Here is a 22393-nt window from a genome sequence, read left to right as displayed (position 1 = left end):
AAGATTTGACCTTCTAATTAAATAATTATTCATATTTCTTAAACGCAATCGTTGCATTATGTCCGCCGAAGCCTAAAGAATTGCTGATGGCAACTTTGATTTCTTTCTTCCTTGATCCATTTGTTACGTAATCAAGATCACATTCTGGATCTGGTGTTTCATAGTTAATTGTTGGCGGTAATACGCCTTCCTTTAATGCTAAGACTGTGAAAATCGCTTCAATTCCGCCTGCTGCTCCAAGAAGATGTCCAGTCATTGATTTTGTTGAGCTAACCGCTAATTGATATGCATGCTCGCCAAATACAGTTTTAATCGCAAATGTTTCAAATTTGTCATTATAATCTGTACTTGTACCATGGGCGTTAATATAGTCGATTTCCTCTGGCTTGAAGCCTGCATCATCAATCGCCATTTTCATAGCGCGAGCCCCACCTTCACCTTCAGGAGCTGGAGCAGTAATATGGTATGCATCACCTGTTGCACCATAGCCGACAATTTCAGCGTAAATCTTCGCACCACGGGCAAGGGCATGCTCTAGTTCTTCAAGAACGACGATACCCGCTCCTTCACCGATGACAAATCCATCACGATTTTTATCAAATGGACGGCTTGCTGTTTTTGGATCGGGATTTGTCGATAAAGCTGTATTCGCGCAAAATCCTGCTACGGACATTCTCGTAATCGGCGCTTCTGCTCCACCAGTTACCATTGCATCCGCATCTCCGCGCTGAATGACTTTAAAAGCATCACCGATCGAGTTTGTGCCGGTTGCACATGCTGTAACAGTACATGAGTTAAAGCCTTTAGCCCCTAAAGTGATTGACACCTGTCCTGTTGCCATATCAGGAATCATCATTGGGACGAAGAATGGGCTAACTCTTCTGTATCCACGATTTAAAAATGTTTCAAACTGATTTTCGAATGTCTCCATGCCACCGATGCCAGAGCCAATCCATACACCAACGCGATGAGCATTTTCTTCATTAATCGTTAAGTTAGAATCCTTCACAGCCATTAATGATGCCGCAACCGCATAATGAGTGAAGCGGTCCATTTTCCTGGCATCCTTTTTCTCCATAAAGCTCTCGACATTAAATTCTTTGACTTCTGCAGCAACCTTTACAGGGTATTCGTCTGCATTCACTCTCGTTAAAGGTCCAACACCTGATACACCATCAAGAATATTTTTCCAAGTTGTTTCAACGTCGTTTCCTAGTGGAGTTACAGCTCCAATTCCAGTAACAACAACTCTTCTCTTATTCATTCAATTATATCTCCTTTACTCTAATAGTTATAGAGGTTGTTCAAAAAGTCCGGGAAAAATAGCCGGCGAATTTCTGCTAATCTAGTTCCAGTGCCTAGCCCCTCGAGGTCATAAGCCATCTTACTGCGTGGCTAAAGATCAAGCCACTACGTAAGTCGACTTATGCTTGTCGGGGCTGACCAAGGCACTTCCACCTTTTGAAGTCAGCTTGCTTCTCCGGTCCTCACGTATTAAAACCATACGTTCCGGTGCTCGAAGGCTGCACTTCCTTGAACTTCTCGGCTCTTTTTGTCCTCCTTTTTGAACTCTTATTAACAAGATCGTTTTTCAATAAAAATTAGAGAATTTTTATCTTCCCCAGCGCATGGCAATCGCACCCCATGTTAATCCGCCACCGAAGCCTACCATGACAATTAAATCATCGTCTTTAATTTTTCCCGCCTCTAATTCCTCGACAAGAGAAATAGGAATGGACGCTGCAGAAGTATTCCCATATTTATGGACTGTTTTAGACATTTTTTCTTCAGGCAAGTCAAGGCGCTGTCTTGAAGCCTCCATAATGCGGATATTCGCCTGGTGAGGAATGAGAAAATCAACATCCTCTTTAGAAAGGCCTGCTTTGTCCAAAACATTTATACAGCTTTCCCCCATTTGGCGGACAGCAAACTTAAATACTTCGCGGCCATTCATAATGATATATTCATCCTGGTATAAATGCTTACCACCTGTTCCATCTGCCCCAAGCTCAAAGGATAAAATCCCTCTGCCTTCTGAAACTGGGCCGATGACAGCTGCTCCTGCACCATCTCCAAACAAAACAGCCGTATTTCGGTCTTCCCAATCCGTAACTTTTGAAAGTTTTTCAACACCTACGATTAAGACATGTTTATATGCGCCAGCCTCTACAAACTGCTTTGCTGTAATAATACCATACATAAATCCAGCACATGCAGCACTTAAGTCCATCGCTGCAGCTTTAACAGCTCCTAGTCTTTCTTGAAGCATGCACGCAACAGATGGAAATGGATTATCAGGTGTCACGGTTGCGACAATAATCATATCTAAATCTTCTGCGGAGATTTTAGCATCTGCCAATGCCTTCTTAGCTGCTTCATACGCTAAGTCAGATGTATTAGTGTCATCATCCGCAATTCTTCTTTCTTCAATACCAGTTCGTGTACGAATCCATTCATCAGATGTATCAACCATTTTTTCAAGGTCTGCATTTGTAAGAATTTTCTCTGGCAAGCATCTGCCAATTCCAATTATTCCTGCATTCATGGATTTCACTCCTTATTTTCTATACTAACGCCTAATTATTATCAATTATTATGACTTGGTACTAATTCTAACAAAAAAAGAGTCCATTTAGCAAGAATTTATCCTTTACAATAAATAAGTTTTTATCCGCAATTGTCCAAACATAGGTAAATGATTGACATAAATTATATGAAAGAACTTATTATGAAAAGGGATGGGATCGATGGATAGAGAGTTTGAAAGTGAAAAAAAGTATATTCAGTCAGATCGGCTTACACAATTTATGTTCGGTCGATCCGAACAGCCATCGACTATTAACTTGAAAGATGACGGAAATATTGAAATTAGTGACGGGACGAAAATAGTTGAAGACAAGACCGAAGAAGTTGATTATGAAAATTTAAATGAACGATATCATCGTAATCGTTTTGATGACTTGATGTTTGGAGAACGCCCTCACCACTCTTCTAGAGGAAGGACGAGTGATATTCCCCTTGCTGATCATCTTAATCATATTATCAATAACATAGATTTTATGGAGCTTATGGACAATATCGATACACTTGTTAGTTCTGCCAAACAATTAAAGCCTCTATATAGTAAAGTTACGCCCTTTTTTACACAATTTTTGAACAAAAAATAAGAACCGGTCCAGTGAAGTAGACCGGTTTCCTTTATTCCTTTTCTGCTAATGCATCAGCTTTGCCCATTTCATATGCTTCATTCATTACTTTTGTAAAAAGGCTCATAAATGGCTGCATCATTTCTAATGACAGCTCTACTCCTGCTTCGTCTAATTGCTGCTTTGCTTCTGGAATATATTTCATAGCAATTTGCATGAATTCCATTGTTTTGTTTGTTGAATACATTTCTATCTAAACTCCTCTTTTATTCTTTCTCGTTTGGCAGTTTACCTGTTTTTTTATACTTTTCAATATCATGATTGATTTCCACAATAAATTCTGGATCTACATCAGAACTGAATTTTCCAAGGGAAATAACATCATCTTGAAAATCAAATGACAGATTTCCAGAGCTTAGCTCCCCTTTATCAAACCGATCTGCCACCACTTCATATAAATAGTCTACACGCTGAATCGTGCTTGTTAAAACAGCTGATTCTCCTAAATCCGATTGATCGGAAACATACCCAATGGCGTAATGACCTGCTTCTTTTACTCTTTCAATTACTGGCACGTTAAAGCCATCCCCCGCCGGATAAACAACATCAATTCCTTTTTTCATTAATTTATCCAATAATTCTATCGCTTTTTTGCCATCATCCCAATTTCCGACATATTCAATCATGACATCTACGTCTTGATTTTCATAATTAGCACCTTCGTAAAAACCTTCTATTTCAGGCTGCCATTCGTAAGCCGCGATGATGCCAATTTTATTAGGCTTTGTCATATGGCCAGCAATCATTCCGCCAAAAAAACCCATGGCATAGCCTTCAAAGTTTAAACTCGTTGTATTTGAGTTCTCAGCATCTCCATTAAAGCTTACGAAATGAATATGAGGGTAGTTAGGTGAAATGTGATTAAAATATTCAGCATACTCATTGCCATGACCAAAAATAATATTTACTCCTTTTTGGTCAAACTCTTTAACCGCTCGTTCAACAACTAATTCCGTGTTCATGCCCTCTTTATAGAATACTTCAATATTATGAAGGGATTGAATCTTTAGCATTCCTTTATAGCCCTTTGTTCCCCAAACTTGGTCATTTATTGTATCGGGAACTAAAAGACCGGCTTTCTTTAATTTTCCCGAGGACATCGCTTGTCCACAAGAGGTCAATAAAAGAAGGCTTAAAAGAAGAATCCCAAATCGTACAAATCTGCTATGCACTCCCTTTGTTCCGCCTCTCTGTAAAGCCACTAATATTTGGAATTTCCTGTTGACTTCCTTTTACATAATCTATGAATGATACCCTAATATTTTTATTCTACCCTTACAAGCTAAGTTTTGAAAAGACCTTGTTGCATATTCTGCTAACTTCTTCCTTCATTTAAAAACATAAGCTGCCTTTTTTGATTTTCAATGCCCTCTGAAAAAGAAGTCTGGCTTTTCACAGTTTCTATACGAATATCACCGTGTTCAAATTGCTCTTTATTTGAATAGCTATCCATCACATCAGTTGAAATAGCTAGGAATTCAGCGCATTTTTGCCAATGCCCTTGAATGTCGCTTTGTAAAATACATTTTTCAGTAGATTTTGTTTCAACCAAATGCAAGATCGGTTCCACGATATCAGATACATATAAAATGTCGTGAACCCACTCACTTTCATCATAAGAAATTTCACGTTCGGGATTGAAAGAATGTAATAAATATTGTTGGAATATAAAGGAGTTTGGCTGCCAAGGACCGTAAATCGCTGGGAGAAAGAAGGAGTGACTAATTAATTTATTTTCTATAATCCGATTAAAATACTTATTCTTTTTATACAACCATTGGATAGGTAAAAGAGCAATAATTTGGCTATTTGTATCGGTAATGTTTTTTTCATTTTGGGTAAGAAATCTTTCGATAATATTGTCTTCGTTATACAAATCCCTTTGCTGATTGACAGATAATCCGTAATAATCGATGAAAAATAATGTTGGGACATTAACTTCTCCTTGAGAAAGCCAATTAGATAATTGATCTTCAAAATAATTTCCGTTCCTGCCGATTTCCATTCGCTTTTCTATGAGATAGGCATCTTCCCCGTCATAATTAGATCGAATCCCTACAACTTCAAACCCTTGCTCGAGCAGAGACTTAGAAAAATGAAAACCTAAAAATTCGAATGCACCGATAATGACCGCCCTGTCCATTTTACAGCCTCCCTAACCATTCTCGTTGTATCCTATGCTCATACAAAGATATTTATTTCATTTTATCTTGTACTTTCTTTTTTATCTTTAAAATTTGATTTTCATAAATTGAATTATTGGGGAGTGAGTTTAACTCTTTAAGTTTATCAATTGAAACTTCAAAAGAATGGGAGATTTTCCATAGTGTATCGCCAGCTTTCACTTTATACATAAAATATTGCTGATCAACCGTGTCTTGAAAATAGATAAATGAAGGATTTTCACTGGAAGCTACCGCTTCTGGATTAATTACTTTTTCCTCGACTATAATATCAATCATATTCTTGACACGTACTTTATAAGAATTAGTTTGTACAGTTTTCTGCCCCTGTTTTTTGATCAGGCTTCGTTCATCGGCATGTTCGAGATAATACTTTACTTTTTCAATCGTATCTTCAGGTGATAATGATACAACAAGATCAGTTCCAGGTTTGAATCTATTGGTGACACCTGGTGTATTGGATGTTAATAGAAATCCGCCAGCACCAAGAATCTCATATGTGCGTTGCGTAACTAAATCTGGATAATTTTGCAGGCCAATTATGATGTCAGCAGAACTATATAATTTATTCGTCTCTGTGTAAGAAAGATGCCCATGGATCCAATCGTTTGGGATGTCAAAACCTAAATATGAGCCCATTTGATCCCAATGGTTTCCCCAAAAATCGATTCTGAATTGATTTTCTAATAGTGGTTTTATTAAAAGATTTATAGCTTCATGACGAAAATGGTCTGGATATTTCTTTAATATATCAGGATAAGCATTGGCAACCACGGCAAGTTGGGTACTGTACTTCGCATATTTATGGGTAGGGAAATGCACACTCTCTTCAAAGCCAAAATCTAAAATAGCTGATGGAATACCTCGCTGTTTATATTCCTTTACAGTATCCTTACAAATGCTAAACACGAAATCTGGCTGCATTTTTTTGATTAATGGCAAAGACCAATTATTAGTGTAGGCAGGATCCTCTACGGCCCAATAGATTAATGGAATATTCCTAGTTTTTATCTGTTTCTTTATTAAAATTTGTTTTTCTGATGTATGTTCCTGTCCCCAACCAATGGTAATTGCAAGATCCGGCTGAAATTCTTCCAGTATTTTTGGCAGATTTTCCTCAGAAATAGAGCCGGATATCATAATATCATGCCCATTTAAATGAAAGCCCTTTGGCAGTGTATGAGGCCAAAGATTACCGCTTTCAATGAAAAGAACTCGCATAAGTCTTCCTCCTTTCCATTCTACTTCTCTCTTATGATTAAGTAATCTTTGACGTCAATCATATCTGTTGTCAGCTTATTTAGTTTCTTAATATACTCTATATTAACCCCATATTTTTGCGAAATTGTCCAAAGGTTTTCTTTTGGATTAATCATATGAATTTCATATTTTTCATTTAATATGTCCAGATAATAACTCCAGTTTCCTTTCCCAGCGGCAGCCTTCTCTTTAGATATGAGCCCCTCATTCGTAAGTGTTTCTAAAATATATTTGGCACGCTCTACATAAGAATATTTCTTTACGGCTTCGATGCCAGCCTTTTTAATTTCAAGCCGCTCCTCTGGATGGTTTACATAATGTTTAACAAATTTTATAGTTTCTTCTGGGGAGGATGTTACAATAAGGTCCTGACCAGGTGTGAATAGACTGCGAATTTTTGCCGTATTATTTGTTAGCAGAAACCCTCCTGAACCTAAAATTTCATAAGTTCTTTGTGTCACTTGTGAGTCCAGATTTTGTACCCCAAGAAGAATATCAGCAGAACTGTATACTTTATTTGCCTCTGTATATGGTAAAAATCCATGGTCCCAATGTTTTGGTATTTCCTTGCCAATAATAGGGCCCATTAAGTTCCAATAACGTCCCCAAAAATCAATTCGAAGATTTTCCATAATAAAAGGGCTCAAAAGATTTTTTAATGCTTCAAATCTGTAATATTGAGGGTTTTTTTTATGAAGCATTGGGTAGCCATTGGCCACTATTGCTAGGCTAACATCATATTTAACAATTAGTTCAGTTGGATAATGCACTTTTGAGTGATAACCAAAGTCTAAATGTGCAGCTTTATAACCTTTTTCTTGATAAAAATTGACACGAGGAGGACAAATGGTAAAGATAAAATCGGGTTGAATCGTTTCAATAAGAGGGAGCGAGAAAATGTGAGTATATCCGGGGTCTTCCGTTGCCCAATAAATATGAGGAATACCTAGATGAGCTACATGCTTTTTGATTATTAATCTCCTACCATCGGAATGTTCTCTAGTGTGTCCCATAGTAAAAATTAAGTCAGGTTTAAAGCTTGTAATCATCTCCTCTAAAGTCCCATCCATAAGTGGACCGGACACCATCACTTCATGCCCAGCGTCTACAAATCCGTTAGGCAACCCATATATCCACATAGGATCACTTTCTAAAAATAAAATTCGCAAAATAAAACACCTACTTACATATGAAATTTCTTAACATCTTACTTACTTTAACAATTTGAAACCCTTTGTTTAAAAGCTTTGGAATGACAGTGTCGATAGCTTCTGCCGTTAAATTTCCATTTAAATGAGCAAGGACGATATCATTTCTTGTTGCTTTTGTCATGATTCGCTCGACCATTTGACCGACATCCGTTTCCTTCCAATCAATCGTATCAATACTCCAATAGACGGTATATGGAAAATTAACTTTTCCTACTGTTTCTAAGACAGAGCAATCCCAAGCCCCAAATGGCGGACGAAATATCGGTATTCCTTTTGTCCCAAGAACCTTTTCGAAACACTCTTCCGTTTTTTGTAATTCTTCTACCATTTGTTCTGGAGGAATTTTCGTAAAGTCTGGGTGGCTGTATGAATGGTTTGCAATTTCGTGTCCATCCTCGATAATACGCCGCGAAAGCTCCGGAAATTTTTCGACCCACTTTCCTGTTAAAAACATCGTCGTTCGGATATTGTGCTTTTTTAGAACGTTTAAAATTTTTTCCGTATGTTCAGCATTCGCACCTGCATCAAAAGTTAGGGAAATGTCTTTTTTATTTGTAAAACCTTTCGAAATTAATACCGAGGGCATGGATAGTGCCATTGTCGAAACTGTTCTTTTTATTTTTAAAAGCTGACCGGCATATAGATAATTTGATTTTAATTGATTGTCTTCTTTAAGCTGCTTAATGGGAATTGTAAACTTTTTTGAAATTTGGCTAAAAGTATCACCATGACAGATGGTGTAATAGTCGTATTTTCTCTTTCTATTCAAAAAATTACACACGCACTGTGTCACTCCTTATTTCTTCTTATACGAATTGATCCATTGTGACAAATTCATATCCTTTTTCTAATAAATTTTCAATAATGACGGGAAGTGCCTTAACTGTTCCATCTAAAACGCCGGAAGCCGCTCCAAAGCAATGCTGTAGAATAATCGCACCTGGTGATTCTTCCATGTTTACTTTTAAAACGATCTCTTCCGAAGATTTTCCTGACCAATCAACAGTATCAATCGACCACATAATCACTTTGTATCCTAGCTTGTCAATTATTTGAAGATCACTTTTTGCATAATAGCCGTATGGAGGACGAAATAGCCTTGTCCTAATTCCTGTATGTGAAAAAATCACTTCATCTGTTTGTTGGAGCTCATTCTTCAATTGTGTTGTTGTCAGTTCGAACAAGTTGGGATGACTCCAAGTATGGTTCCCTACAGCATGTCCTTCCTGTTGGATCCTCTTTACTACATTAGGAAACATTTTAACTTGATCACCGATAATAAAAAAAGTAGCCGAAATATTTTTCTCTTTTAGAATATCTAATATTTTTGGCGTGTAGTAGCCATCTGGACCATCATCAAATGTTAAAGCAACTATTTTGTTTTCGGTTTCTCCTTTATAAAGGACGGGAAGGCAACTTGTAGGGGGAGTATTAATATTGATTAAATGTTCAGACCTTTCGACAATCATGCCTAATTTTTTGGCTACTCTTAGGAAAGGTACATAAATATTTCCGTTCATATAACTAGCTTCTTTGCTGTCTTTATTGATAGATAGAGAAAAAGATTTCTCTCCTATTTGAAAAATAATCGACTCATTTTCTTCATTCAAATCAACATAAGCACCGAAACGTTTAAATAATAAGGCTGGAACCATCAAGGTGGCTTTCCTATTGTAGCACTTGGCTACTATAGGGAGACCATCAACGTAAATCTCGATTCTCTCTAATTCCTTCATAGAATCGTCCCCATTCAATAATACAGGCTTTATTTCACATTCTAATCTACAATATGTTTTACACTTTAATTTGTATAGATTATGTGACTAAAAAATCAAGTGGAATGTAAAGTCGGGCGACTAGTACAAGCAAATTCAGATCACGAAGCATATTTTATTTAAAATAAATGAAGAGAGGACAAGATTATATGGAAAACATACCTATCCATCAAGGTAATTCGAATTCGGCAAAAATCGCATTTATGGTCAATGTTGCGTGGGGAAATGAATATTTAGAGGATTTGTTAATGATTTTAAAAGAATATCAAATCCACCTTACTTTTTTTCTTGAGGGCAGATGGGTCGAAAACTATTCTCAATATGCTTTAATGATTAAGCTTGCTGGACATGAGATTGGAAATCATGCCTACTCACACCCAAACATGATAACGCTCTCAATTGAAGATATTAAAAATGAAATTACAAATACTAATGATGTAATTGAAAAACATCTAAAAATAAAACCAGCCTTCTTCACTCCTCCCTTTGGATATTTTGATCAAAGAGTATTAGAAACGGCCATGAAGGAAAACATGAAAACCATTCTTTGGACGTTAGATACATTAGATTGGAAAATTGAAGACCATCATGAGGTTATTAACAGAATTGTCCCTAGGTTAAAAAATGGTTCAATTATTCTTATGCATCCAACAAAATCTTCACTTGCAGCACTTCCGTTTATTTTGAATCACGCTGCTGAAAGCCGATTAAAAGTGTGTACAATTAGCGAATTACTTTCCAGCTAAATTATGTAAGAAAGGTATTCTCCAGTAGGAAAATACCTGAATAATATTGGTATGAAGGAAATGGCAAATAATATAACTAATTCGAGACAGTTAAATGGTCTGAACAATAAAGTAATACATTTTATAGGTGTTGTTTTATAATATCTTTTCATTTTTTTTCATAAAATCAACAATTTGCAATTCCATTCCTTGCCTTTTTTCAGGTAATAAATAACAAATTGATGTTTGGGTCTCTTCTTCCAACCATTTTACAGTTCGATTTTTTAATTGTTTTGCCCGGTTATACGATCTCCTATCTGTCATAATATATATAATTTTCATTGGGATCTTCAGTGAATCTTTAAAGTATTCCTTCCTTTTCCTTACCTCATGTTCAACCTGCATAATATCGATATTATAAGCCTCTGCAAGCTCTTTTAATAAATTATTATAGAAAAATTTATGTTCCTTTTCCATTTCTAAATGGTCTTTAAGAGAAAAGATAGGATTAATAAAAATACATGTGCGAATCAGCTCCGTTCCCATTTCCTCGATCAGATTTAATGCGGCTAAAGCGCCCATTCCCTCAGCAATAATATGGATTTTCCCATTTATTATTTCAGTACGGATGATATGTTCATATAAACTTCTTGCCATTCTAACAGCTCGGGCACTGCCCCAATTTTTTCCGTACAGATTTGAATAAAAAATCGTATAGCCTTCATCTTTTAGCTTTGTTAATAATATGGCTTTTCCTTCATTTTGCGTCCAAAAGCTCTTTTGTTCGTTCACAAAATGTCTGTCGTCACCAATAATTAAAATACCGAAACCACTTGGCTTATGCGGATAATGGATCATATTCCATTCGGTATCCAATTGAAAGTTCCGGCTTTCCATCTAGAAAACTCCTTTGCTTTATATTCATATTAATGTATGAAGCTTCACATGAAATGAAAGGGGATTAGCCTATTTTTTTCTCGAACTATTGTTATGATATATAAGAGGAAAAAAGCCTATTAACAATATTTCGTCTAGATTCGTTTATTAATTATTGTGCTTATGGTAATATGAGAAGGGATTTTAATATATAGAGGTGAAATAGATGAGATTCTTTTGGACGTTATTCTGGACTTTTCTTCTTGTTCAAATGTTAACCTATGTTGTAAGCTCTATGATTGGTATTGCTTTTGATTTTAAAACAGGATCCATTCTTGGTGTTGCCGCTACGATTGTCATTTTTATTGTAACAACAATTTTACCTGAAGGACCAGTAGAAAAAGAACGATTGAATTAATATGTAAGATTGACCGATAAGTGGAATTCATTTATCGGTCAATCTTTTTTTATTTGATGTTTAATTGTATTTCATTGTTTTCGATTGAAATATTCACTTCGCTAAAATCTTTAATTTCCCCAGCGATGATTTTGCGTGCCAACACGGTTTCTATCTTTCTTTGGATGAACCGCTTTAACGGTCTTGCTCCATAGACAGGATCAAACCCGTTTTCAGCTAAATAGACTCGCGCTTCCTCGGAAATAGTTAAATGAATATGCTGATCAGATACTCTTTCTTGTAGCTGTTTAATCAGTTTTGAAACAATCTCCTTTATTTCTTTTAAAGCGAGAGGCTTAAAAAGAATAATTTCATCAACCCTATTTAAAAACTCCGGACGGAAATGACCTCTTAAATGGCTCATCACCTTATTTCTAGTTCCTTCATTTATATTCTCTTCTTCGCTAACACGTTCAAGCAAGTATTGAGAGCCTATATTAGATGTCATAATGATGACTGTATTTTTAAAATCAACGGCTTTTCCTTGGGAGTCCGTTATCCTTCCGTCATCAAGCATCTGCAAGAGAATATTAAACACTTCGGGATGGGCTTTTTCTATTTCATCCAGTAGGATCACGGAGTAAGGCTGTCTTCGGACCGCTTCTGTCAATTGTCCCCCTTCCTCATAGCCTACATAGCCAGGAGGAGCACCGATTAATCGAGAAACAGCATGCTTCTCCATATATTCTGACATATCAATGCGAATGATATGTTCCTCACTATCAAACAAACTGGCAGCTAATGCTTTTGCCAGCTCCGTTTTTCCGACACCTGTTGGACCAAGAAAGATAAAGGAGCCGATTGGACGATTAGGGTCTTTAATGCCGGCTCGAGCACGAAGTACGGCATCAGATACAAGCTCAACTGCTTCATTCTGTCCAATAACCCTTTCATGAAGAATCCCTTCAAGTCGCAAAAGCTTTTCACGTTCTCCTTCAACGAGCTTAGCAACAGGAATACCCGTCCATCTGGCAACGATATCAGCTATTTCTTCTTCTGTTACCTCTTCTCTTAATAAACGATCCCCTTCTGTCTTGCTTACTTCCTCTTCAAGCTGCTTTAATTCTTTTTCTAGGGCTGGAATTCGACCATGGCGGAGCTCTGCCGCTTTATTTAAGTCATATTCATTTTCCGCCTTCTCTAGCTCGCGGCGCATTTTTTCTAGCTGCTCTCTTTTTTCTTGTACCTTTTGGATGCTCTGCTTTTCATTTTGCCATTTAGCCTTCATTTCATCAGCTTTTTCCTTATGTTCAGCCAATTCCTTTTGTAAAAGAATCAATCTTGCCTTACTTGCTTCATCATTTTCCTTTCGTAATGCTGCTTCCTCAATTTCAAGCTGCATTACTCTTCTTGTCACTTCATCCAGTTCTGATGGCATGGAATCAATTTCTGTCCGGATCATCGCACATGCCTCATCAACTAAATCTATGGCTTTGTCGGGCAGAAAGCGATCAGTAATATACCTGTCTGATAAAGTTACCGCTGCGACTAGAGCTCTGTCATGAATATTGACTCCATGATGAATCTCATATCTTTCTTTCAATCCTCTAAGAATAGAAATGGAATCCTCTACATTAGGCTCTTGAACAAGGACTTGTTGGAAGCGTCTTTCTAATGCTGGATCTTTTTCAATATATTTGCGGTGCTCATCAAGGGTTGTTGCACCAATACAATGTAATTCTCCTCTAGCAAGCATTGGTTTTAGCATATTTCCTGCATCCATCGCGCCATCCGTTTTTCCAGCTCCGACGATCGTATGAATCTCATCGATGAAAAGGAGAATTTTGCCCTCACTCTTTTTTACTTCATTTAAGACAGCCTTCAGCCGTTCCTCAAACTCTCCTCTGAATTTTGCTCCTGCAATTAGGGCACTCATATCAAGAGAGAAAATGGTTTTATCCTTTAAGCCTTCAGGTACATCCTTTCGGACAATCCTTTGTGCCAACCCTTCAACAATTGCTGTTTTTCCTACTCCGGGCTCACCTATTAACACTGGGTTATTTTTAGTTTTTCGTGAGAGAATGCGAATGACATTTCTAATTTCACTATCTCTTCCGATAACAGGATCCATTTTACCTGCCTTTACCTCTGCAACTAAATCTCTCCCGTATTTTTTTAATGCTTCATAAGTTGCTTCTGGATTTTGCGATGTCACTCTTTGATTCCCCCTTATTTCTTTAATGGCCTGTTCGAGCCTTTGTCGATCGATTCCTTCCTTTTTCAAAGCCTCCGCCGTCTCAGATCGTGACGAAGTAATTGCTAATAGCACATGTTCGACTGAAAGATATTCATCATTAAATGTTTGCATAATTTCATCCGCTTCAGCAAGAGTGCGCTGAAGATTGGGTGTAATATATAGTTTCCCCTGTTCAGCACCAGTTCCCGAAATTTGGGGCTTTTTCTTTAAAACTTGCTTTAGATGATTCTTAAATGCATCAATCGGTACTTGAAGCTTTTTTAAAATCGACGAAATTAAGCTATTTTCTTGTTCTAGAAGGGAGAGTAACAAATGAGCATCATCTACTTCTTGATGCTGAGCTTTTATCGCCATATTTTGCGCTTGGATTAATCCATCTTGCATCCGTTCCGTCATTTTATTAAGATCCAAAATGACCCCTCCTTTTTTTGACCTTCTTTGACCTTTTACAATATTATAGCATATGTAAAGCCATCCACAATTGGATGGCCTAGTGAAATTCTGACTTTTATCTTACGGTTTTCGCTGATAAGTCCACACGCGATTATGGTTAGAGTTCTCTGGAAATTTATCTCCCGCTCTAAGTTTAAGCACTTGTGGATTATTTACAGTACTCCCTGTCTCCCCAATTTCAATATACACCCCATTATTCGGTGCCTTTTGCCCTGCTCTAAATTGGCGATTTTGCCCCATTACTCATAGCCCTCCTTCATTATTGAATCAGTATTATTATTTCCTGCGGAAAAAATCATCATGAAGGAATCTTTTTCCACGCCAAATAAAAAAGTGGAATCGCCTTGAAAGGAGGTGCTAAAGCTAGACAATAAAAAAGACCATCCCATGTGAGAAGGCCTTTTAAGCAGAAATCTAAACTGTGCAAATTTATAAAATTTCGGAAAGTAATGCTTTTTGAACATGAAGGCGGTTTCCTGCTTGTTGGAAAACAGCGGAATTTGGCCCATCGATAACTTCTCCTGTTACCTCTTCTCCTCTATGAGCTGGCAAACAATGTAGGAATGTAAAATCATTCTTTGCGTTTTCAACTAATTTCCCATTTACTTGGAAATCAAAAAAATCATGAAGTCTTTTTTCATTTTCCGTCTCTTGACCCATACTCGTCCAGACATCTGTATAAATCGCGTCAGCACCTTGAACTGCCTCAAACGGATTATTTGTTATCACCACTTTAGAACCGCTCATAGCTGCAAATTCTTTTGCCATTTTCACTACTTCAGCATTTGGCTCATATCCAACTGGCGCAGCAATGGTAAAATCAACACCTAGCTTGGATGCACCAATCATTAGTGAATGTGCAACATTATTCCCATCCCCAACGTAAGTAAGTTTTAATCCAGCTAATTCTCCTTTCGTTTCTTGTAAAGTCAAAAGATCAGCTAACGCTTGGCAAGGATGGAACAAATCTGTTAGTCCATTAATAACTGGGATAGTCGCATGATGGGCTAGCTCTTCTATTGTTTCGTGTGAAAAAGTTCGAATCATTATGGCATCTACATAGTGTGATAAAACTTTCGCAGTATCAGCGATCGATTCTCCTCTTCCTAATTGCAAATCTTGACTATTTAAATACAATGCTTGCCCACCAAGCTGGATCATACCCGCTTCAAAGGAAACTCTTGTACGTGTTGATGATTTTTCAAAGATCATTCCTAATATTTTCCCCTGAAGGGGGTTTATATGTTCGCCAAGTAAAGCAGCATTTTTCAATTTTTTTGCTTTTAATAGTAATCCGTTAATAACCTCTGGGGAAAAATCAGCTAAAGTGAGAAAATCATTTCCTTTAATATTAAGCTTACTATCGACAGTTTGAATTGAGATAGCCAATTCAATCACTCCTTTTCAATATTTATCCATAATTCGACAAAGTATATTTCTCAAGCAATAGTTTTTCATTCTACATCTGCATAATTATTAAATATAATTAATTTTTATGCATGCGTTTCAAAAAATAATCAGTCTATACGACTGCTTTTGAAAATTTTCCAATGACTGTTTGTAATATATTTATGGCTTTGTTCAATTCAGCTTTTGTCACAGTTAAAGGCGGCAATAGCCTTAATACATTAGTCCCTGCTGGTAATGCTAGCAAGTCATTTTCTCTAAGTTCCTTTAATAGCATCGGCAAGTCGATAGATGTTTCAATTCCAACCATAAGACCTAGATTCCTTATTTCTTTTACCTCGGTAAAAACTTGTAAAGAAGTTGTTAATTTTTCCAGAAAATATTGACTAATGCTTTCAACCTCTTGACAAAATTCCTCATGAAAAATTGTTTCCATTGTTGCTATTGCTGCAGCAATAGAAAGTGGATTTCCCCCAAATGTAGATCCATGGCTCCCAGGACCAAACACTCGCTCTAATTCTTTCTTTCCAATGACAGCCCCAATCGGTAAGCCATTCCCTAAGCCCTTTGCAGAGGTAACGATGTCTGGAGACAGATGAAAATGCTGAAAAGCAAATGGCTTGCCCGTCCGTCCAATCCCCGTTTGAATTTCATCTATTATAAAAAGAGCCTCATATTCTTTGCATAATTGTTGAACACCGTGTAAAAATTCATCCGTACCAACATGAATCCCGCCCTCACCTTGAACAATCTCTAGCATTACAGCTGCAGTATCCTCATCAATAGACTGTTTTAAGGCTTGTAAATCATTAAAGGGCAAGTAAATAAAAGTTTCCAGCATGGGTCCAAATCCTGTTTTAATCTTATCTTGGCCAGTTGCTGACATCGTGGCAAACGTACGCCCATGAAATGAATTCGTAAACGTAATTATTTTTTTTCGCCCAGTTGCTTTTCTTGCAAGCTTGATAGCCGCTTCATTTGCTTCCGCACCGCTATTTGCAAAAAACACCAAATCCATACGTGCACCTTTTGCTAATAACTCTGCAGCTTTTTCTTGCTCGCCTTGTATAAATAAATTCGATACATGCCAGAAACGATCAAGCTGGTTAGCGATCGCTTTTTGCACAACTGTCGGCCGATGACCTAGATTACACACACCAATTCCCGATGTAAAGTCCAAATATTTTTTGCCGTCTTTTCCAAAGATGTAACTTCCCTCAGCCATATCGGGCTCAACTTCCCAACGGGCATATGTTGGAAATAAGTAACTCATTTTAATATCCTCTCTTTTGCAGTGATTTCTGTACCAATCCATTCTTTTCCTTTTAAAAAGCTTTTTAAGCCAGAAACGATCATGACACTTTGAAGTCCTTTTTCAATCGTTGCTACAGCGGATTTCACTTTTGGTATCATACCGCCCGTTATTTTGCCGTCTTCAATATATTTCTCAATTTCCATTGCATCTGTTTGTGGTAATAACTTCCCATCAATCATAATACCGTCTACATCTGTAACAAAGATACAATGGTCAGCATTCAGCGCGTTGGCAACAGCTGCTGCTGCAAAGTCAGCATTAATATTCAGTTTGGTGCCATCCTTTGTGATCGCAATCGGTGTAATGGCAGGAATATTATGCTCCTGTAAAAGCATATTGATTACTGCTACATTCACATCTGCTATTTCACCAACAAAGCCTAGTTTCTCCTGATCAAGAAATTCTCCTTGCAAAACCTCACCGTCACTACCATTTAAGCCAATGGCCTTTAAGCCATTTTTATGCATTAAAGCAACTAATTTTCTATTTGTTTGCCCCGATAAAACCATTTCTACAATTTCCATCGCTTGGGCAGTCGTCTTGCGAAGCCCTTGTTCAAATTCATGAGGGACATGAAATAAATCAAGCATTTTATTAATATCAGGTCCGCCACCATGAACGAATACGAATTGATAGCCTTGTTTTTCTAATTCCTTTACACTAGCAAAAAAGGAAGGAGTCAGTTTATCCATCACACTGCCGCCGCATTTAATAACAATTGTTTTCATATGCTCTTTCCCCTTACGAACGATAGCTCGCATTAATTTTTACGTAATCATAGCTTAAGTCACAGCCCCATGCTTTCCCTGTTCCGTTTCCTTGATGAAGATCAACGTAAATTTGAATGTTAGGATTGCGTAAATATTCGCTCGCATCTTCTTCTGAAAAAGGTTGTGGCTCACTATTCTTAAGCATCACGATTGGTCCGATAGCAATATCAACGGTATATGGATTCACATGGGCGTCCGCTTGGCCAATGGCACCGATAATTCTTCCCCAGTTTGCATCCTCGCCATAAACGGCTGTTTTTACTAAATTTGAACCTACAATTTGCTTTGCAATCTTTCTGGCATCAAGATCACATTCTGCTCCCTGTACATTCACTTCAATTAATTTCGTTGCACCTTCCCCATCTTTGGCAATTTGCCTTGCAAGACTTTCACAAGTTTTCGAAAGCAATTCGACAAACACTTCCCAATCTAGATGATTTGGTGTAAGTTGCTTATTGCCACTCAATCCATTTGCCAAACATAAGACCATATCATTGGTTGATGTATCTCCATCAACAGTAATTTGATTAAAGCTGGTATCTGTCACTTGCCCTAATGCCGCTTGGAGATGAGTGCTGTCAATGTTTGCATCAGTAGTAATAAATCCTAGCATTGTCGCCATATTTGGATTGATCATTCCAGAGCCTTTAGCCGCTCCGCCCATCGAGACTGTTACTCCATCTATAATTGCCGAGTAGCAGCAATGCTTCATGACGATATCTGTTGTTAATATGGCTGTTTGAAATGCGTCAGAATGAAGTGGATCACATTCTGGGTGCAGCTTCTGGATTCCTTGTTCAATCTTTTCCATTGGCAAGAACTCTCCAATCACCCCAGTTGAAGCAACAGCAACTAGATGTTCCGCTAATCCGAATTTCTCAGCTGTCCATTTTCGCATTTGAAATGCGTCGTTTAATCCTTTTTCTCCAGTACATGCGTTTGCACAGGCACTGTTTACAATCATTGCTTGAATTTTTTGCTCCATTGCTATGCTATCTTTCGTTACTTTTAATGGTGCAGCTTGGAAATGACTTGTCGTATAAACTGCTGCACAATTCGCAGGAAGATCACTAATAATAATTCCTAAATCTTTTTTCGAATATCTTAAACCAGCATGTACCCCGTCAGCTTTAAACCCCTTTGGAGAAATGACACTTCCCCCTGCGATTTCCTTGATCGAAATTGTTTGTGACGTAACTTGCATTTTTTCTTCCTCCTTATGGATAGAGCGGAATAAAATCCAGTCCTGTTGTTTCATTCAATCCGCACATAATATTCGCATTTTGAATGGCCTGCCCAGCAGCACCTTTCATTAAGTTATCAATACAAGAGATGATCGTTAGCCGCCCTGTTCTTGTATCAGCATGAAGACCAATATCGCAATAATTAGAACCGGCTACTTCTTTAACAGATGGATAATTATTTTCCGGACGAATTCGGATGAATGAATTGTCTTTATAAGTTTCTTTATATAAATCTAGTAATTGGCTAGTTTGATAAGCTTCTTTTAACTGTACATAGCTTGTTGTCATAATCCCTCTTGAGATTGGCAATAAATGTGTAGTAAACGTAATTGGATGGATTTCCTCATTCCATCGTAAAAGCTGTTTTTCAATTTCAGGTATATGCTGATGTTCATTCACTTTATACGCTCTGAAGTTTTCATTCGCTTCCGAGAAGCTCGTCGTTCGATTTAAAGATCTTCCTGCTCCTGAAACACCTGACTTCGCATCAATAATAATACTATTCGGATCAATTAAGTTTTCTTGCACAACTGGCGCTAAGCTTAATAAAGCAGCTGTCGGATAACAGCCGGGATTGGCAATTAGATTAGCTGATTTGATTTCTTCCTTATGCCATTCGGATAATCCATAAACAGCCTTCTCACTAATAGCTGGATGAACAGGCTCATTTTTATACCATTGCTGATACGTCTCAGCAGGTAAGCGCAAATCACCAGACAAATCGATGACCTTAATATTTTCACTCGCAAATTCAGAGGCCAATTTTCCGGAAATTCCGGACGGAGTAGCGAGAAATACAATATCTGATTGTTTAGCTATTTTAGCGGGATCAATGCTTTGCAAATGATCATCGATAATTTCATAGAGATGAGGATATTCCATCCAAATAGGGAGATCCTCTTTCGTTGAGTGGATAGATTGTATATTAAATTCAGGATGTCTATGTAGAATGCGAAGTAATTCCGCTCCTCCGTAGCCAGTAGTCCCAATAATTGAAACGTTCATAGCTTCTCCTTTCACTTTTCAAATTGTATATTTAAACATTTTTATTTATATTTATGAGTTTTAATTTCTCTTATTATAGAAAGTTAAGAAAATAAAAGCAACAGTTTTAGTAAAAGTTTTTTATTTTTATTTTTTTCCCCAACAAAAAAACGCTTACTCAGCGTTTTTTGTTGGTATCTAAATAAATTGAATAGACATTACGATAATGCTTCAATCTAATAATTTAAGTGCAATATATCACAATAAAACAAAAAGAACCGCCAAATTTTGACGGTTGTAAGATTAATTTTTGTATACCTTTTTGACTAAATAATCCATGATCCATTCTTCCCCTTCAATATCCTGAATAGCAAAAAAGGGAACCGACGGATAGCTACTTTCTAATTCTTTTACTTCTTTATTCCAATATAATACTGCTTGAATATTGGTTAGAGTTAATAGTTTTTCGTCTTCAAGTTCTTTTAAAATAATTACTTTAGGATAATAAGCCTTCTTATGTCCTTCTATTATAATTAAGTCAAGATCAAAGTGGCTTAGGATTGAAATTTGCTCATCAACTGTCCACTCTGTTTGTTCAGCATGAAGTATCAGTCTTCCATCCCCTTCGACAATTGAAGCGAATGCTCCTGAGGAAATATGCTGACTAGAATCCTTCATTTCATTTAACTCTGGCTTTCCCCCATGCCCATGATGCTTAATTGTAGCAGCTCTGAACTTTTGTTCAGAAAGACGAGTTATGATTTTATTGACAAATGTTGTTTTTCCGCTGTTTTGATACCCAGCTACTTGAAACACGAATGGAGCACTTACCATGGCCACTCGCTTCCAGTAAAGTCTTCAAGCAGCAATACATCTACTTCACTGCCAGTTAGAAAGCTTCTTGTCCCGCCTGGCAAAATCATAAAAGCATTTGCTCCTGCAAGACTCATGACAATATTCGATTTATCTACGCCGCTCGGTGAGATCATTAGCTTCCCATCTTGCACTGTTAATGTACTTCTAACAAAGCGGGTAAAAGGATTAGCCTTTAAAAAGTCGACTGTCAGAATCGCTCTTTCTTTTCGGAGATGCAGCTTTTCGGCAAAAAGCATTTTTCTAATAATTGGTCTTGTAAATAGCTCAAATCCGACATAACATGCTGATGGATTTCCAGATAACCCAAATAAAAGCTTCCCGTTTGCTTGGGCAACGGTAGTTACACTTCCTGGTCTCATTGCCACTTTATTAAATAGTACCTCCGCGTTCATTTTGTCATAAATAGCGGGAAGATAATCATAATCGCCCACCGAAACTCCGCCTGTTGTGATAAGCATATCGACTTGATCCAATGCCGATTTAACCGCTTCATAGCAAGTTTCAAATTCATCGGGGAGTTTACCGAAATACTTTACATCCGCCCCTGCCCGTTCTATTTGGGCAGCAATCATATATGAATTACTATTTCTTATTTTACCCGGCTCTAATGGGTCATCTACATCTAATAGCTCAGTACCTGTCGCATAGAGACCAATGAGCGGTTTTTTAGCTACTGGCACCTTTGCATAGCCAAAGGTCGCAAGGATTGCTTGTATTCCGGGATTAATCTTCATTCCTTTTTTAATGAGAATATCCCCTTCTTTGGCATCCTCTCCCCGAAAGGAAATATTATCACCTGAGTTAAATGGGCGTTTAATAGACATATAGGTTTTTCCGTTTTTCTCATATCCTTTCGTTAACTCAAGCATAATAACTGCATCACATTGTGCAGGCATTTGTGCACCTGTCATAATTCTCACTGCCTGGAATGCTCCTACCTTCTCCTTTGAAACCATTCCTGCTCCAATATGGTCAACCACTTCAAATTCAACCGAATTTTCCTGTGATGCTTCTTTCGTATCAACAGCTCTGACAGCAAATCCATCATATGGTGACCGATCAAAGTGAGGTACATCGTTCGTTGCCGTTATATGCTCTGCAAGATATCTCCCAAAGCTTTCATTTATTGAGACATATTCGGTCTGGCCATTTTTTTGATACTTCATGACCCGTTGGACAGCCTCCGCAACGGGAATGGGATTTCTTCTCTCTACCATCATTATCAGCTCCTCTAGGGACTACTCTATCTTTATATTATAGATGTATCGAAACTGATTCAACATTATAAAGCTCACACTATTTTGCAAGGGTGAAAAATATTAACCGTTAAATGAGGGATAACGGATAGTTTAGCTTAGATTTCTCTTCAAAGTGCCCCCTATGAAGCCTCTATATAGAAATTTTTAAAAATAGCAGTAAGTGTGATAAAGGTCACCTATTAAAAAAGAAATATC

The 22393-nt window shown here is 37.4% G+C and carries 22 protein-coding genes; 3 read left to right on the top strand and 19 right to left on the bottom strand.

Annotated features, from left to right (window positions below):
• Positions 1 to 25: 25 nt before the first annotated feature.
• Both fabF and F7731_RS06165 read right to left on the bottom strand, forming a co-directional pair.
• Complete coding sequence (gene fabF / locus F7731_RS06170) at positions 26 to 1264, bottom strand: beta-ketoacyl-ACP synthase II (protein ID WP_151533895.1); 1239 nt, start codon at positions 1262 to 1264, stop codon at positions 26 to 28.
• 348 nt (positions 1265 to 1612) lie between these two features.
• Complete coding sequence (locus F7731_RS06165) at positions 1613 to 2545, bottom strand: beta-ketoacyl-ACP synthase III (protein WP_151533894.1); 933 nt, start codon at positions 2543 to 2545, stop codon at positions 1613 to 1615.
• Between the two features lie 202 nt (positions 2546 to 2747).
• Here F7731_RS06165 and F7731_RS06160 point away from each other — a divergent pair, with 202 nt between their 5' ends.
• On the top strand, positions 2748 to 3167 hold the full coding sequence (locus F7731_RS06160; RefSeq protein WP_151533893.1) for a hypothetical protein: 420 nt from the start codon (positions 2748 to 2750) through the stop codon (positions 3165 to 3167).
• Between the two features lie 31 nt (positions 3168 to 3198).
• On the opposite strand, the gene F7731_RS06155 is transcribed toward F7731_RS06160, so the two are convergent.
• From F7731_RS06155 to F7731_RS06125, 7 genes are all read right to left on the bottom strand, one after another.
• On the bottom strand, positions 3199 to 3393 hold the full coding sequence (locus F7731_RS06155) for a ComZ family protein (protein WP_151533892.1): 195 nt from the start codon (positions 3391 to 3393) through the stop codon (positions 3199 to 3201).
• 19 nt (positions 3394 to 3412) lie between these two features.
• A complete protein-coding gene (locus F7731_RS06150; RefSeq protein ID WP_170289662.1) occupies positions 3413 to 4306 on the bottom strand; it encodes a BMP family ABC transporter substrate-binding protein in 894 nt (297 codons plus the stop codon).
• 215 nt (positions 4307 to 4521) lie between these two features.
• Positions 4522 to 5349, bottom strand: a complete 828-nt coding sequence (locus F7731_RS06145) for a hypothetical protein (protein ID WP_151533890.1) — start codon at positions 5347 to 5349, stop codon at positions 4522 to 4524.
• Positions 5350 to 5401: 52 nt separating this feature from the next.
• Positions 5402 to 6610, bottom strand: a complete 1209-nt coding sequence (locus tag F7731_RS06140) for a DUF3880 domain-containing protein (RefSeq protein WP_151533889.1) — start codon at positions 6608 to 6610, stop codon at positions 5402 to 5404.
• 20 nt (positions 6611 to 6630) lie between these two features.
• On the bottom strand, positions 6631 to 7818 hold the full coding sequence (locus F7731_RS06135; protein ID WP_151533888.1) for a DUF3880 domain-containing protein: 1188 nt from the start codon (positions 7816 to 7818) through the stop codon (positions 6631 to 6633).
• Positions 7819 to 7828: 10 nt separating this feature from the next.
• Complete coding sequence (locus tag F7731_RS06130) at positions 7829 to 8629, bottom strand: polysaccharide deacetylase family protein (protein ID WP_246197142.1); 801 nt, start codon at positions 8627 to 8629, stop codon at positions 7829 to 7831.
• 37 nt (positions 8630 to 8666) lie between these two features.
• Positions 8667 to 9596 carry a polysaccharide deacetylase family protein gene (locus F7731_RS06125; protein WP_246197141.1) on the bottom strand — a complete coding sequence of 310 codons (930 nt, stop codon included), beginning with the start codon at positions 9594 to 9596 and terminating at the stop codon, positions 8667 to 8669.
• Between the two features lie 188 nt (positions 9597 to 9784).
• Here F7731_RS06125 and F7731_RS06120 point away from each other — a divergent pair, with 188 nt between their 5' ends.
• On the top strand, positions 9785 to 10381 hold the full coding sequence (locus tag F7731_RS06120) for a polysaccharide deacetylase family protein (protein WP_170289642.1): 597 nt from the start codon (positions 9785 to 9787) through the stop codon (positions 10379 to 10381).
• A gap of 135 nt (positions 10382 to 10516) precedes the next feature.
• On the opposite strand, the gene F7731_RS06115 is transcribed toward F7731_RS06120, so the two are convergent.
• Positions 10517 to 11257: a lipase family protein gene (locus F7731_RS06115; protein WP_151533885.1), complete on the bottom strand. Its 741-nt coding sequence runs from the start codon at positions 11255 to 11257 to the stop codon at positions 10517 to 10519.
• Between the two features lie 205 nt (positions 11258 to 11462).
• On the opposite strand from F7731_RS06115, the gene F7731_RS06110 reads away from it, so the two are divergent.
• A complete protein-coding gene (locus F7731_RS06110) occupies positions 11463 to 11654 on the top strand; it encodes a YjzD family protein (protein ID WP_151533884.1) in 192 nt (63 codons plus the stop codon).
• 49 nt (positions 11655 to 11703) lie between these two features.
• Here F7731_RS06110 and clpB read toward each other — a convergent pair whose 3' ends face one another.
• The 9 genes from clpB to F7731_RS06065 all read right to left on the bottom strand — a co-directional run bounded on the left by clpB (position 11704) and on the right by F7731_RS06065 (position 22156).
• Positions 11704 to 14301: an ATP-dependent chaperone ClpB gene (gene clpB, locus F7731_RS06105; protein WP_151533883.1), complete on the bottom strand. Its 2598-nt coding sequence runs from the start codon at positions 14299 to 14301 to the stop codon at positions 11704 to 11706.
• Positions 14302 to 14403: 102 nt separating this feature from the next.
• Entirely contained in the window at positions 14404 to 14583 is a 180-nt protein-coding gene (locus tag F7731_RS06100; RefSeq protein WP_151533882.1) for a YjzC family protein, read from the bottom strand.
• Positions 14584 to 14772: 189 nt separating this feature from the next.
• On the bottom strand, positions 14773 to 15726 hold the full coding sequence (gene argF / locus F7731_RS06095) for an ornithine carbamoyltransferase (protein ID WP_151534409.1): 954 nt from the start codon (positions 15724 to 15726) through the stop codon (positions 14773 to 14775).
• Between the two features lie 139 nt (positions 15727 to 15865).
• The gene (gene argD / locus F7731_RS06090) at positions 15866 to 17023 is read right to left on the bottom strand and encodes an acetylornithine transaminase (RefSeq protein WP_151533881.1); all 1158 of its coding nucleotides are present in this window, start codon (positions 17021 to 17023) and stop codon (positions 15866 to 15868) included.
• Positions 17020 to 17793, bottom strand: coding sequence for an acetylglutamate kinase (gene argB, locus F7731_RS06085; RefSeq protein ID WP_151533880.1), 774 nt, complete (start codon positions 17791 to 17793; stop codon positions 17020 to 17022). The genes argD and argB overlap by 4 nt, the downstream gene beginning before the upstream one ends.
• A gap of 13 nt (positions 17794 to 17806) precedes the next feature.
• On the bottom strand, positions 17807 to 19039 hold the full coding sequence (gene argJ, locus F7731_RS06080; RefSeq protein WP_151533879.1) for a bifunctional ornithine acetyltransferase/N-acetylglutamate synthase: 1233 nt from the start codon (positions 19037 to 19039) through the stop codon (positions 17807 to 17809).
• Between the two features lie 13 nt (positions 19040 to 19052).
• Positions 19053 to 20084 (bottom strand): N-acetyl-gamma-glutamyl-phosphate reductase, encoded by a 1032-nt coding sequence (gene argC, locus F7731_RS06075; RefSeq protein WP_151533878.1) that lies wholly within the window; start codon positions 20082 to 20084, stop codon positions 19053 to 19055.
• A 282-nt stretch (positions 20085 to 20366) separates the two neighbouring features.
• Positions 20367 to 20897: a molybdopterin-guanine dinucleotide biosynthesis protein B gene (gene mobB / locus F7731_RS06070; RefSeq protein WP_151533877.1), complete on the bottom strand. Its 531-nt coding sequence runs from the start codon at positions 20895 to 20897 to the stop codon at positions 20367 to 20369.
• Positions 20891 to 22156 (bottom strand): molybdopterin molybdotransferase MoeA, encoded by a 1266-nt coding sequence (locus tag F7731_RS06065; protein ID WP_151533876.1) that lies wholly within the window; start codon positions 22154 to 22156, stop codon positions 20891 to 20893. The genes mobB and F7731_RS06065 overlap by 7 nt, the downstream gene beginning before the upstream one ends.
• Between the last annotated feature and the right edge of the window lie 237 nt (positions 22157 to 22393).

This window comes from Cytobacillus depressus (genome assembly GCF_008923245.1).
GTDB classification, from domain to species: Bacteria; Bacillota; Bacilli; order Bacillales; family Cytobacillaceae; genus Cytobacillus; species Cytobacillus depressus.
Note: the sequence above shows the minus strand (reverse complement) of the source record. Positions and strands in the feature narration are given on the sequence as shown.

Coding starts and splice junctions, on each gene's coding strand:
- fabF (WP_151533895.1), bottom strand. CDS start 1,264: ATGAATAAGAGAAGAGTTGTTGTTACTGGAATTGGAGCTGTAACTCCA.
- F7731_RS06100 (WP_151533882.1), bottom strand. CDS start 14,583: ATGGGGCAAAATCGCCAATTTAGAGCAGGGCAAAAGGCACCGAATAAT.
- F7731_RS06155 (WP_151533892.1), bottom strand. CDS start 3,393: ATGTATTCAACAAACAAAACAATGGAATTCATGCAAATTGCTATGAAA.
- F7731_RS06120 (WP_170289642.1), top strand. CDS start 9,785: ATGGAAAACATACCTATCCATCAAGGTAATTCGAATTCGGCAAAAATC.
- F7731_RS06165 (WP_151533894.1), bottom strand. CDS start 2,545: ATGAATGCAGGAATAATTGGAATTGGCAGATGCTTGCCAGAGAAAATT.
- argJ (WP_151533879.1), bottom strand. CDS start 19,039: ATGCAAGTTACGTCACAAACAATTTCGATCAAGGAAATCGCAGGGGGA.
- mobB (WP_151533877.1), bottom strand. CDS start 20,897: ATGGTAAGTGCTCCATTCGTGTTTCAAGTAGCTGGGTATCAAAACAGC.
- F7731_RS06125 (WP_246197141.1), bottom strand. CDS start 9,596: ATGAAGGAATTAGAGAGAATCGAGATTTACGTTGATGGTCTCCCTATA.
- F7731_RS06065 (WP_151533876.1), bottom strand. CDS start 22,156: ATGGTAGAGAGAAGAAATCCCATTCCCGTTGCGGAGGCTGTCCAACGG.
- F7731_RS06160 (WP_151533893.1), top strand. CDS start 2,748: ATGGATAGAGAGTTTGAAAGTGAAAAAAAGTATATTCAGTCAGATCGG.
- argC (WP_151533878.1), bottom strand. CDS start 20,084: ATGAACGTTTCAATTATTGGGACTACTGGCTACGGAGGAGCGGAATTA.
- F7731_RS06145 (WP_151533890.1), bottom strand. CDS start 5,349: ATGGACAGGGCGGTCATTATCGGTGCATTCGAATTTTTAGGTTTTCAT.
- F7731_RS06115 (WP_151533885.1), bottom strand. CDS start 11,257: ATGGAAAGCCGGAACTTTCAATTGGATACCGAATGGAATATGATCCAT.
- F7731_RS06110 (WP_151533884.1), top strand. CDS start 11,463: ATGAGATTCTTTTGGACGTTATTCTGGACTTTTCTTCTTGTTCAAATG.
- F7731_RS06140 (WP_151533889.1), bottom strand. CDS start 6,610: ATGCGAGTTCTTTTCATTGAAAGCGGTAATCTTTGGCCTCATACACTG.
- argD (WP_151533881.1), bottom strand. CDS start 17,023: ATGAGTTACTTATTTCCAACATATGCCCGTTGGGAAGTTGAGCCCGAT.
- F7731_RS06150 (WP_170289662.1), bottom strand. CDS start 4,306: ATGTCCTCGGGAAAATTAAAGAAAGCCGGTCTTTTAGTTCCCGATACA.
- argB (WP_151533880.1), bottom strand. CDS start 17,793: ATGAAAACAATTGTTATTAAATGCGGCGGCAGTGTGATGGATAAACTG.